The 12,018-nt window shown below is 44.9% G+C and carries 11 protein-coding genes and 1 pseudogene; 1 reads left to right on the top strand and 11 read right to left on the bottom strand.

Going from position 1 to position 12,018, the window contains the following annotated elements:
* Positions 1-5: 5 nt before the first annotated feature.
* The 4 genes from xylF to AC3WRW_RS26265 all read right to left on the bottom strand — a co-directional run bounded on the left by xylF (position 6) and on the right by AC3WRW_RS26265 (position 5,300).
* Complete coding sequence (gene xylF / locus AC3WRW_RS26280; protein ID WP_492549186.1) at positions 6-1,079, bottom strand: D-xylose ABC transporter substrate-binding protein; 1,074 nt, start codon at positions 1,077-1,079, stop codon at positions 6-8.
* Between the two features lie 216 nt (positions 1,080-1,295).
* On the bottom strand, positions 1,296-2,858 hold the full coding sequence (locus AC3WRW_RS26275) for a response regulator (RefSeq protein WP_492549185.1): 1,563 nt from the start codon (positions 2,856-2,858) through the stop codon (positions 1,296-1,298).
* A gap of 22 nt (positions 2,859-2,880) precedes the next feature.
* Positions 2,881-4,317 (bottom strand): sensor histidine kinase, encoded by a 1,437-nt coding sequence (locus tag AC3WRW_RS26270; RefSeq protein WP_492549184.1) that lies wholly within the window; start codon positions 4,315-4,317, stop codon positions 2,881-2,883.
* Positions 4,314-5,300 (bottom strand): sugar-binding protein, encoded by a 987-nt coding sequence (locus AC3WRW_RS26265; RefSeq protein WP_492549183.1) that lies wholly within the window; start codon positions 5,298-5,300, stop codon positions 4,314-4,316. Before AC3WRW_RS26265 ends, AC3WRW_RS26270 begins: the two co-directional genes overlap by 4 nt.
* A gap of 493 nt (positions 5,301-5,793) precedes the next feature.
* Here AC3WRW_RS26265 and AC3WRW_RS26260 point away from each other — a divergent pair, with 493 nt between their 5' ends.
* Positions 5,794-6,276 (top strand): TspO/MBR family protein, encoded by a 483-nt coding sequence (locus tag AC3WRW_RS26260; protein ID WP_492549182.1) that lies wholly within the window; start codon positions 5,794-5,796, stop codon positions 6,274-6,276.
* Here AC3WRW_RS26260 and AC3WRW_RS26255 read toward each other — a convergent pair.
* The 7 genes and pseudogenes from AC3WRW_RS26255 to AC3WRW_RS26225 form a co-directional block, all read right to left on the bottom strand.
* Positions 6,184-6,504 carry a hypothetical protein gene (locus tag AC3WRW_RS26255; protein WP_492549200.1) on the bottom strand — a complete coding sequence of 107 codons (321 nt, stop codon included), beginning with the start codon at positions 6,502-6,504 and terminating at the stop codon, positions 6,184-6,186. The genes AC3WRW_RS26260 and AC3WRW_RS26255 overlap by 93 nt on opposite strands.
* A gap of 44 nt (positions 6,505-6,548) precedes the next feature.
* Positions 6,549-7,343 carry a Cof-type HAD-IIB family hydrolase gene (locus tag AC3WRW_RS26250; protein WP_492549181.1) on the bottom strand — a complete coding sequence of 265 codons (795 nt, stop codon included), beginning with the start codon at positions 7,341-7,343 and terminating at the stop codon, positions 6,549-6,551.
* A gap of 303 nt (positions 7,344-7,646) precedes the next feature.
* Positions 7,647-7,871 (bottom strand): annotated as a pseudogene (locus tag AC3WRW_RS26245) (MFS transporter); the annotation flags it as partial.
* 359 nt (positions 7,872-8,230) lie between these two features.
* Positions 8,231-8,956, bottom strand: coding sequence for a hypothetical protein (locus AC3WRW_RS26240; protein ID WP_492549180.1), 726 nt, complete (start codon positions 8,954-8,956; stop codon positions 8,231-8,233).
* A 110-nt stretch (positions 8,957-9,066) separates the two neighbouring features.
* Positions 9,067-10,383, bottom strand: a complete 1,317-nt coding sequence (locus AC3WRW_RS26235; RefSeq protein ID WP_492549179.1) for an FG-GAP repeat domain-containing protein — start codon at positions 10,381-10,383, stop codon at positions 9,067-9,069.
* Positions 10,384-10,677: 294 nt separating this feature from the next.
* Complete coding sequence (locus AC3WRW_RS26230; RefSeq protein WP_492549178.1) at positions 10,678-11,196, bottom strand: DUF6985 domain-containing protein; 519 nt, start codon at positions 11,194-11,196, stop codon at positions 10,678-10,680.
* A gap of 216 nt (positions 11,197-11,412) precedes the next feature.
* Entirely contained in the window at positions 11,413-11,814 is a 402-nt protein-coding gene (locus AC3WRW_RS26225; protein WP_492549177.1) for an Imm7 family immunity protein, read from the bottom strand.
* Positions 11,815-12,018 lie beyond the last annotated feature (204 nt).

Here is a 12,018-nt window from a genome sequence, read left to right as displayed (position 1 = left end):
TCCCGTTATTGCTTTGGCCATTGGTCCTTCGGCACGTTCTTGTACACATCCTCCAGCTTGTGGAAGCCGTCCTTGATGACTGTGTCCACCAGGTTGGATTTGTCAACGGAGATCGGATCCAGCAGGACGGAAGGAACATCGATTTTTCCGTTGTTGACCTTCTTCCCGGCATCTGAGATTTGGCCTTGCTTTGCCAGCGCTACAGCCATTTCCGCCGCCTTCGTGGCGATCGATTTAATCGGTTTGTACACCGTCATCGTTTGCGTGCCTTCGGCGATGCGCTGAACGGCCGCTAAATCGGCATCCTGTCCGGATACCGGGATTTTACCCGCCAGCCCTTGCGCCGTAAGCGCCTGAATGACTCCACCCGCCGTACCGTCGTTAGCCGCTACTACCGCTTGAATGTTGTTTTTGTTGGCAGTTAACGCATTCTCCATGTTTTTCAGTGCCTCTTCCGGCTTCCAATCCTTAGAGAACTGGTCATACACGACCTTGATGTCGCCCTTTTCCTTCAACGGGTTGAGGATATTCATTGCTCCTTCTTTAAACATGTGGGCGTTATTGTCCGTATCCGCACCGCCGATGTAGACGAAATTGCCCTTCGCTACTTTGTCGGTCACGGCTTTAGCCTGCATTTCGCCAACCCTGACATTATCAAAGGAGATGTAATAATCCACATCGGAATTTTTGATCAGACGGTCGTAGGAGATGACCTTGATCCCCTCCTTGTGGGCTTTTTCCACAATCTGAGCCGTCGCTTCCGCATTATGCGGGATAACGACCAACACGTTCACGCCTTGTGAAATCAGCTGCTCCGCCTGGCTCATCTGCGTGGCGTCATCTCCGTTGGCCGCCAGCGCCTTGACTTCCCCACCGAGCTCTTTCACTTTTTCCGTAAAGATGTCTCGGTCTTTCTGCCAGCGCTCTTCCTTCAATGTGTCCATCGACATGCCGATGACAATCTTGCCGCTATTTTTAGTCACCTTGCTGCTGTCCGATACGATGCCACAGCCTGCTACGGAAGCGGCCAGCACCAGCGTCACCATACCATAACCCGTTCTTTTCAACCATTTGTTCATGTCCCGATTTCCCCCTCAAATTGGTTAAACGAATTGATTCCGCTTACACAATTTATTGTATCAGCGCCAAAAGCGGACTCGCTACATCGGCGGTCCGCACTCCTTCGTCCTCTATCAGCATTCATTTGACCGAATATGAAAACGGATTCAAATATTTTCAGTTTCCAGCACCATTTTGTGCAGGAAAGCAAAAAAGTCCTTGCCGGAGCAAGGACTTCAAGGGCTGAGCTGCTGACGGTATTCCGTCGGCGTGACTCCCGTCGTTTTTTTGAAAATGCGGCTGAAATAGTTCGGATCGTTATAGCCGGCCATATAGCATATCTCTTTAAAGCTGAGCTCCTCACTTTCCAGCAGCCGCTTGGCCTCATCAATCCGCAGCCGGGTTACGTAATCAATGAACGTTTCCCCCGTATGCAGCTTGAATATTTTGCTGAAATAATACGGGCTCAGGTTCACGTATTCCGCCGTCTGCTCCATGGAGATATCGGACTTGTAATGCTCGCCGATATACGACTTTGCCCGCTCGATCACGCCGAATTGGCGGCGCTCCTCGGTCATATCCTCGAGAATCCGCTCCAGCTGCTCTGCCGCGGCCTGGCGCAGGGAGGTCATCCCCGCCACCCCGGCGAAGCGGGAGACGATTTCCGCTGGGGACCGATGCGATATTTGCCGGGCCAAGGAAATCAATAACGCGACGACCTCATCCCGGCATACACGGTCGTCAGCCCCGGAGCCGGCGATCAGCCGTTCCAGCACATCCAAGAAGCGGATACGCGCTTCTTCCTTATGCTGCCGCTGCAGCGCGTCCAGCAGCTTTCTTTCCTCATCGAGCGCGATACCCGGCATACCGTCGCGCTGGCAAATATCTTCATAATGCCGGATACGTACGACATCTGACGAGTCCGCCGAGGCGGCGGCCGCTTCCTGGTAGGAGCGGCGAAGCCCCTCCATCCCTTTCCCGACCGTGCCGATCCCAATGGACGGGGACAGCCTGAATCGGTGTTCGGCGAAGGCCTGCAGCCGTTCCCCAAACACAAGGGCATCCACTCGGTTTGTAAAGCCCGCACCATAAGACGGAACCGGGACGAAAACCGCCATCCGGTTGCCGATCATAGGAGAGACCATGCAGGCAATCTGCAGCTTGGCGTACTGCTTGAGCTCTTCGTACAGGACCTTTCGGACGCTTTGCAGCTGTTCCCAATCCTTCTGCTCCCCGAAGGGAAAGGACAGCACCATCGCATAGCCCTGTTCCCAGCTTATATTCAGCAGCTCCGCAAGATACCGCAGATCAAGTTCCTGGATGCAGTCCATCATCAGCATCATCGTCAGCTCATTCTCCGCCAGCGGCAGCAGCCGGGTCAGCTTCTCGCGAATCTCAAGTTCCTCCCCGCGTCTGCGCTTCTCTTCCTCCAGCTCGGCTGCCTGCTTGCGCAGCACATCTATCAGCTCATCGCGCTTGGCGGGTTTCAGGATGTAATCCTTCACACCGAGCGACAGCGCTTCCTTCGCGTAAGCGAAATAATCGTGAGCCGTCACCAGGATGATCCGCACCCCTTGATGACGTGACATAATCTCGCGCACGGCCTCCAAGCCCTGTATTCCCGGCATTTTGATATCCATAAAAATAAAGTCTGGGCGCTTCTCGTCCGCCATTTGAATCGCCTTGCGCCCATTTTCCGCATGAATAAACTCAAACTGGCCCGGCAGCATGCGGCTGACCATCATTTCGAGGCCCTCCCGCTCCAACGCTTCATCATCGGCAATCAGCAATCTGTACATCATTCGCTTCCCCTTTTCCGGTTCAAGCCGCACCTGTAGACAGCGGCAGATAAAACCTGATTGTGGTACCCTCTCCTTCAGCGCTGATAATCTCGATGCTCTGCATTCCGTCGTAAAACAACTGCAGCCTCTTGAAGACATTCGCCGTCCCAAGCCCCGTCGATTGTTCCTTCCCTCTATGCGGCCGCGGAACATCCTTTACGATGGATTGAAGCAGCATGGTTCTGATGTCCTCGCTCATGCCGGCTCCGTTATCGGCGATCTCAATGAGCACCCGGTCTTCCCCGCAGGCGATGCCCAGCTTTAATAGCGCACCTTCCTCCATACCTTCAATGCCGTGCACGAGTGCATTTTCCAAAATCGGCTGCAGCGTTAAACAAGGAACGATCTGCTCCATAGCCCTTTCGTCAATCTCCGTTACAAACTGAATCCGGTCGCGGAACCGTGCCTTCTGAATCGCCAAATATTCCAGCGCATGCTGCACCTCATCCCGAAGCGTTACCGGATGGTCCAGTTTCTGCAGGTTGTAGCGCAGCAGGCGCGAGACGGATACCGTTAAATCGCTCGTTTTCTCCGCTCCTTCAATGTAGGCGAGTTTCGCGATCGCATTCAGCGTGTTGAACAAAAAATGCGGGTTGATTTGGCTCTGCAGCGTTTTCAGCTCCAGCTCCTTCACCAGCCGGTCATTCTCCAGCCCCTTCATGTTTTTATCCATAAGTTCCTGAATATTGTCTAGCATGCGATTGAAGGTTTGGCATAGGATACCGATTTCATCGCCTGTCGAAATCTCCGAAACCTTCGTATCCAGCTTACCTTTGGAAATTTGCTTTGCCGTAAGAACGAGACTACGTATCGGACCGCTAATGCTGCTTGACAACCATAGCGAGAAAACAATACTGAGCAGCGCGACTGTAAAAACCAGATACAAGCCAAGCTTGTTCATCTTGGCAGTGGTCAGCATGATGTTCTCGTAAATCGGCCGGTAATGCTCCAGCTCCAAATCCACTAGCGCCTGACCGTCCCCACCGATATAAAGGGAGATCTGCTCAGCCTGCAGATAAGCCCCGGCCTTGGCGTTGGAATTCCCCTCCTTACCGCCGATCATGCCCCGTGTCTGCTCCTGGAACGTATCGATCATATTCTGATAATTTTGAATGGGGAGCGCATTCACTTCATTTTTTTCCATATTCGCCAGCTGCTCTCTCAAGCCTTCCAGTGCCTCCAAATGCATCCTCAGATCCGGGTAGCTCTCCGTATCGATCTGGATAACGTACCGGTTCAAGTACCGCATAACCTCCTTGCTCTCTTTGGAAACCTGCTTATAGAGCAGAATGCGGTCCATCATCAGGTAATAGCTTTCCTGGACGTTCTTGCCGCTTTCGAACAAAAAATAGGAAACAAAGCTCATCAGCAGCACGAGCAGGGGGATAAAAATAAACAATTTCGAACGAATGCTCATGAGGATCTCTCCGCTTTCAATTGGCTTTTATCGATGACCTCCACCTTGGTAAACAGTGTGGAAGGAAGCGTGCGGCCTTGGAAGAAATCATGAAACAGATGGACGGACATCTCCCCCATACCGTACGGCTGCTGAACGACAGTCGCTTCAATCTCGCCCTTGCGAATAGCATCCAGCGTTTCCTGCAAATCGTCAAAGCCGGCGATCCGGATATCGTCCCGCTTCAAGCCCTTTTTCGCTTGGAGAATGCCCAGGGCGTCCGTAGCGCTTGTGCCGACCATCATGCCGATGTCTGGATGAAGCTGCAGCATGTCCGCCGCCTGCTGGATCGCCTCCATCATGGAGATGTTGGAAGCCCGCACATCCACAATTTGCAGCCCTTTGTACTCGTCGATGACGCTTCTTAATCCGCTTAATCGCTGCAGCTGGCTCTCAGCCGACTCGCTGCCGATAATGACGCCGATTTTGCCCGTTCCGCCGGTCGTTTGCACCACGATATGCCCGAGACGTCGGCCCGCTTCTACATTGTCCGTTCCGATATAAGCCAGCCGCTTGCTGGTTGGAGCATCCGTATCGATGGTCAGAACCGGTATGCCCCGCTCCACCGCCTTGTTGATCACGGGCGTAAATATGTTGTCGTTCAGCCCCTGCACGATGATCCCGTCCACCTTGGAAGCGATGGCTTTCTCCAGCAATTTAATCTGCTCCTCCATGCTGTTACGTACCGGTCCGATGCATTCGATGGTAATATGATCGACCTGCGCCGCCTCCGTCGCCCCCTTCTCCACCAGCTGCCAGTATGGATGCCCCTGCTCCTGCTCAATCAGTACGATATGCCGCCCCTTGAAGGCTTGTTCCTTTTTTCCCTTCAGTTCATCGACAATATACTGGATTTTGCTGGACTCCGAAGCAAAGCGGATCAATAAGAAGCCGAACACCGATATGATCAGCGCGATGCTGATGAGCCACTTTTTATCCGTCATGTTTCCACCTCTCAACTTACCACTTATCATAGCGGAAAAAGAAAGCGGATACAATAAGGGAACCGACTTAAGCTTCCATGAATATTTTTTGTTGCCCGGCATTATTTGATAGCAGTGTTCTTTGTAACATACGACGTCAAAACTTTGTTTTAGTGAAAAACCAAAGGTAAAATAATCGGCCTAAAAATAAGGATAAACATACTGTAATCTATGAGATATACCGTCCCAGCAAACGTGTTTGATAAGATTGGTATTTTTTCGATAAAAACTTCAGCGAGAGTCAATACGGAACTATCTTGAAATACGAAAGTAAAATCTCCTAAACATAATAAAAAAGTTTGTGTTTAAATGCAGTTCTTCGCGCAGGTAATGTACATTCCTCTTTCTCAAAAAGATTAATAAAAGATATATTCAACCGGCAAGGTTATCCTTTCCAGTCAAAGTAAATAATATAATTAATATACTTGGACAAACAAAATGGAGGTGCTTTGATTTGTTATCTTTTATTACTGTATTCCTCATTACCTATGCGCTCTTTTCTGTCTCAGCTGTTCTGTTTCCTACCGATCTCACGTATTTCGTAAGCCTTCGAAAGCCAGCATGGAGCCCTCAGCCTAAAATATTTGGCATTGTTTGGAGCGTTCTTTATGCATTGATTTCCCTGTCAATTGCAATAGTCTATACAAAAACCGACGGTTTCCAGGAAGTATCCCTCGCTTATTTCCTCACATTAATCATCAACTATTTCGCTAATCAAGCTTTTACTTTTTTTGAATTTAAACTGAAAAACCTCCGTTTAGCTTTCGTGGATACCTTTATCGTTGCTGTTACTGCGTTTCTTCTGCTCTATTACACGATCCCTTATTCCAAGCTAGCCGCCTGGCTATTGGTTCCTTACTTCCTGTGGTCGTGTTTCGCCACCTTGTTGGCTTGGTCCATCTACCAGTTGAACAATTCTCGAAATCCAACAAGCTAAAATCCCTATGGATTCTGTTTTCACACCTGCATTAATCATTTCTTCAAAAACGCTAGATATTTTACTCTTCCTTCTTGTCAATTCATTATTTACCCAAATATCATGTCCCTCTAAGTAATTGTCTAATGACTTTTGGATCGGTCTTAAAAATTGAAGTTTTGCAAGTGTAGCGTACTTATTGTCCGATGTTTCCTTTTCAGACCAATATTCTGCGTTCTCAATGCCCATTTTTTCTATTCTCTCGATCAGTTCTTCCCTATTCCCGCAAGTGATTACATAACCAATCTTTCGAGAGCAACAGCAACGCCATCTTCATCATTTGAAGTTGTTATATGAGTTGCACAGTTTTTCAGTTCAATTATCGCGTTCTCCATTGCAATAGGAAAACCGCACATCTTGAATAATCCCAAATCGTTAAAATCATCTCCAAATACCATTACATTTTCTGACTTCACTCTGATATCATTTAGGACCCATTGTACGGCTTCTTCCTTTGATGCTGCTTTTTGCATGATTTGAACCAATACCCCTCCGTCCGTTGCGATTACATTCACATACTTGCCGAATTGTTCTAATATCTCCTTCCATGAGCTATAACCTTGAATCAATATTTTGGTTGGAGAGAGTGAACTTATAAAATTGATATCCATAATCTGGGGAGACTGGTCATTAGAACGGATACCGAAATGAGCACGCTGCGAGTCTGGAACAGGTTTACATGCATACCATGTATCATTTACCTCGTATGTAATTAACGCTTGAGGAGCATGCACCTCGATGAATTTGCTAATTTGCTTGCTAATCTCATTTGGGATACTAATGTGGCACTGAATTTGCTTAGACTTGCAAGTTATTAGAGCGCCATTGTAATAAACCAAGTAGTCTACGAAAGGAAAATTCTTTACAAAATGATTAGCTGCTCTTGGCGGTCTTGCCGTGGCAACAATAATATGAATGCCAGAATCATAACATCTTTTAACAGCCTTATAATTTCTAGGTGATATAGATTTGTCACTATCGAGTAATGTTCCGTCCAAGTCTAATACAATTGCTTGTATGTCAGGCACCTGTACCTCTCCTCAAAAGTTATTTTTCCAATAATAACCTAATATAAGAAAAGGTACTAGACCTATTATTAAATTAACCTCCCGTTAGCGTAACGATCACTCCTCGATTGGTTTAACTCAAAGGCTAAAATACCCTCCATTTGTTTGATGACAACCAGGTGACAAAAATCTGTTCTGTTAACGTTTTTCGTTTATTGCTCGTGCTAATCGCACAGAATAGGAGTCTGTACTGGCAAAAGCTTATTGCATAAACTTCGTCGTCATTGTGTGAAATAAAAAATGGGGAAAGGCGAGGCACGATTATTATTTCGATATGACAGACCGCGGACGGCAGGTCAATGCCCAGAATAAGAGGGCCAAAGCACTGACAGCGGCACCAAACGAACATACACCGTTCCAACCAGCGTATGTGTAGATACTGGTCGAAGCAATTGAACCGGTGGCGCTTCCTATGGAATAGAAAATCATGTAGCCGGCAGTGAGTCGACTGCGGGCCTCTGGGCGCACGTTATAGATCAAACTCTGGTTCTAATTTCTACGTAATTATGACGCGAAAGATTGCTGTTTTTATTAAACTGACGTACAGCCTCGTTAATGTTTACATTCAGTTCGACAATCCTATATCGATTACCATAACAATTCCCCAGAAAAGTATTCATGTTACTCAAGGCTTCAAGATAACCATTAATTTTAATCAATTCACTATTCATAAATAAGCTGCATTTCTAATGCAGTCATAATATTCATATGTTTGTGACGTGTGATAGTAAGAAAAGTTCTGATTCTCAGTTTAATTCTGTTGTTAAGTAACTTACGTTATCCTGCCTGTTACTTTTATTACTCATACCTGCTGGAGTCAATCAGCCGGCAACTTCATTCTGAAGTTATTAAACTCTCAGTTCTTCTTTAGTTGAATGATTATATTTGTTTTTTAAGATATCAAGACCAACTATTTTCATATCCTCTGCATCTACTACTAAAAGAAGATTAGGGCAAAATGATGCAAAGAAGCGAAGCGCGACTGACTTTTGTAATTCGTCCTCTAATACCCATCCAGTAGGTGATAAAGCTAATCTTTCATTGGGTTGTATATATCCATCTTCGATCCATTTCCTCAGAGAATCTGTTCCAGTTAAGTTTATTGGTTCCAACTTATCAAGTAGCACATTAAAATATCTGCAGGTTCTTCTCTTCTTATGAGGACCAAGCAAGTTCCTATCGCTACTTCGATAAAAGTCCATGATTAAAGGAGAAAGCTCCCCGCTTTGCTCCATAAATCTAAATATCTCTACAGAGTTATTTTTCAACTGTTCCATCATTATGGTATTTATCCGATTATCAATTAATACAACTTTTATTTTCTCATAATGAGGAACTAATTCCTTTAGAATCAAATTATGGATTTCTTCATTCTCAATCCCTAGTTGGACGGACGTATTCCCTGGCAACAGGACACTAGATGCGTTAAGAAATTGAGCAAAGACAGTCATATTATAAATAGATTCTTTAACATCTAACTTTTCAATATTAAAAGGCACATGGATTGGTATTGCGTTTTCATCGTCAATTCCGAACATATCTTCTTTGTTGATTTCTTTTATCCAGGAAAACATGTTTCCCTCCGCTCTTAACTGAGAATGCTGCAAATCAAAATACTTACAGTATTCTCTCGTATTTATTTTATTGAGCTATCGTGTCCCATTAGTTCAATGCTGCGCCATTTTTATCTCTGACTCTTCGCTTCATCAATCGAAGCTCCCAAACGGTCCACGAGAAGCTGCAATAGATATATGCATGCATTGTCTTTATCGGAGGTTAACTCTTCAAACTTCTGAATTGTGATTTTAAGATTCGGAAACTCGGAATCGAATTTCCCCTGTGCTTCTTTAACCTTTTGAGCATCTTGTAGATCCACTAAACCCTTAACACCTTGATCCTTTAATTCTTCCAAGTAGGAATCAAGCTTTTTGGCGAGCACATCATATTTTTGGGGAGCAGACGCAGGTTCATTTAGTTTCATTTTTACATACGCGTTCATGCGATACCCGTAGAGTCCAATTGTCCTATGTCCATCGTGAGACCACATGGTACCGCCGCTGTTACGGATATAATCGATACGGGACAGGTCTGAAATAGCTTGAGTAACTGTTTTATAAATAGCATCTGCTTGAGCCTTTAGATTGCTACGACTTTCAATCAATTTATTCGTTTCCTGTTGAAAGCACTCGCCGATATAGTAAAACATTTTATCCTGACCGTATTCGGAGCCATCCAGCTTGCGCTTTGAATATTCATTGTTATACGTATTAATAATTTCATCCTCAGACATGTTGGTAGCAAGCACCTTAGAACATAGGTTCCGGTTTACTTCCTCTAAGGTCATGTTATTTTCGGAATCCGTTATTGTCTTGGTAGCGTCTGCCTTCGCTTTTAAGAATGTCACAACGTCGCTAACCGTCGTTATCTTTCCGGAAGAGTTTAGCCTATTATCTTTATCAAAATCCGACAGAAAGCTTTTGTCCTTCTGAATAAAAATCGATGGGGCAATGATTGTGGCGCTCCCAACCGGATTTTTTCCGGTAACGTAATCCGCGAGCAAGATCACGTCCTGCTTGCCGTCCCCATCCACATCTTTAAAGGAAATCGCTTTTACGGATTCAAAATTCCACGTCGCGACGAGCCTCGGCTGTGGGAAAGTATATAAGGTGTTACCGCTAGCATCCTTTAAGCAAAGCAAAAGGTCTTTATGCCCGTCTGCATTTACAACTTTAGCGGAAACAAAACGAACCTTTCCCCACGACTCCAACTCAACATTAAACGACTGGTCCGCAATTTCCTCGACCGATGCGTCGCTAATTATAGGTGACTGCGATGACATGGCTTGCGATGTTACTGCTGGAGAGGCTATTAGGGGAATAGTTGTTGAAGATGTAGATGGAGCCTGAGTCGAATCGGATGTTTGTGAGAGCTGGTTGTGCTGGCCCGACTGATCACATCCAGTTAGTATTGCTAATATAAGACATAATGCCAAGATCCTCATAGTATATTCTCCCCGACCTTTTCTGAAATGCTCAGCAATCCACACAGTTTGGTTGGTCGTTCGAACATAACCATTTTAATTTCGCATTGTATGGGATAGATTCCTGCACGTTATGAGTTCAATGAGTGGAGTTTTTATCAGCATTTCCGTTTTATAAACCTCTGTTTCTTATTTTTAAAATCAGTTTACTATGCTGCCCGTTACTTTAATGAAAACAGGGAGCAGCTGCCGAGGCAATCTGCTCCCTGTTTATTTGTGTTATCGTTCGTTCTGCATTAGCGCAATAACCGTTTTTCATTTCTTATCCCTATCGGCAACCCATGTCAAACATGACTTATCTGTCCCACCAATTTCAACTACTCGATCCTTATACATCATTACACCAAAACCGTGTTCCTCATCCCAAGTACATTCAAATTCTAGCCCGAAGTATGCTAATCCATCTTTATAGACATTCATGATATGGACATTCAACAATCCAATAATTGATCTAAAGCCATTTTTCTCAGTTACATCCGGCATATAATCCTCTGCCTCATTACCTTCATAGCCATATTGGTCCTGCAGATCTTTATAATTATTCAGTAATATTTCTAAAATAGATTCTCTAATGGCTGTTTGGTTCTCAATAAGATAATGATATGTTGCAACGTGTTCTTCTTCTATTTTTGGATTTTGAACAATCATATCACCGCCAAAGTCCAATCCATACACCCCGTTCTTTCTAGTCAAAAATCCGTCCCAAGCATCTAATGTTATGGTACCCTCATAACCGAATTCTCCAAGTGAGATATTAGGTATCTTAAAAATCATTAATACTCCACTCCCTGTCTATGACCATGTTCGATTACTTACACACAGTGTCTATTCTGCATAGACAGAGGAATTCCTCTTGTGAACATTACGTCCCATAGAAAACTGCCCCTTAACGGGGCGAAGGGCTGCCACGCGGCAGCCCTTCACTGTTTAACTATCGTTATCCGTTAGCGTAATGAGCATTTAGACTTGGCCACCATGAAATATCTGACCTTAAACCCATTTATCTTCAATTACTGGAATGCATGGCGATAAAAAAGGGTCTTCTTGAAGCTTTACTTGTCCACGAACTAATACATGCACTTGAAACTTGTTAGAAAAACCATCCTTATCTTCATCGTCCCAAATATATAAAAGCCCATATGAACCAGGTGTTTCTTTTGCGATATAGTTATATAGCATGAATAATTCTTTAGCTTCATGTCCTTTATGATTAGTTAAGCCTGCAATAATTAGCTGATAGTCCCCATTCACTACGTGTAGGTCAAGAATACCGTTACACCAATTGAGATTATTTATATATTCTTTTATATTTATGACTATCTTTTCCATGTTATCTTCTTCATCACATGTCGCAGTTTCTCTAATAGTCGCCCATCCATGATATTCGTACATAATTAAACCCTCACTTTCTATAAAATCATTCTTTCATTAACGTTTAACTGTCACTCAATTATACCATATGTTGGTATTTATCGAGTTTCGTATTGCTTCAAATTTCATTCATATTCCGTCGATGGAACAAAAACTTCACCCACGCTCTACTGACAGTTAGCTTAATCAGTTGGTCAAAATTCCTCCCTGCCCTCCGTCGGGAAT

The sequence above is a fragment of the Paenibacillus sp. FW126-R14 genome (assembly GCF_058789495.1).
This window is presented reverse-complemented; position numbering and strand designations above follow the sequence as displayed.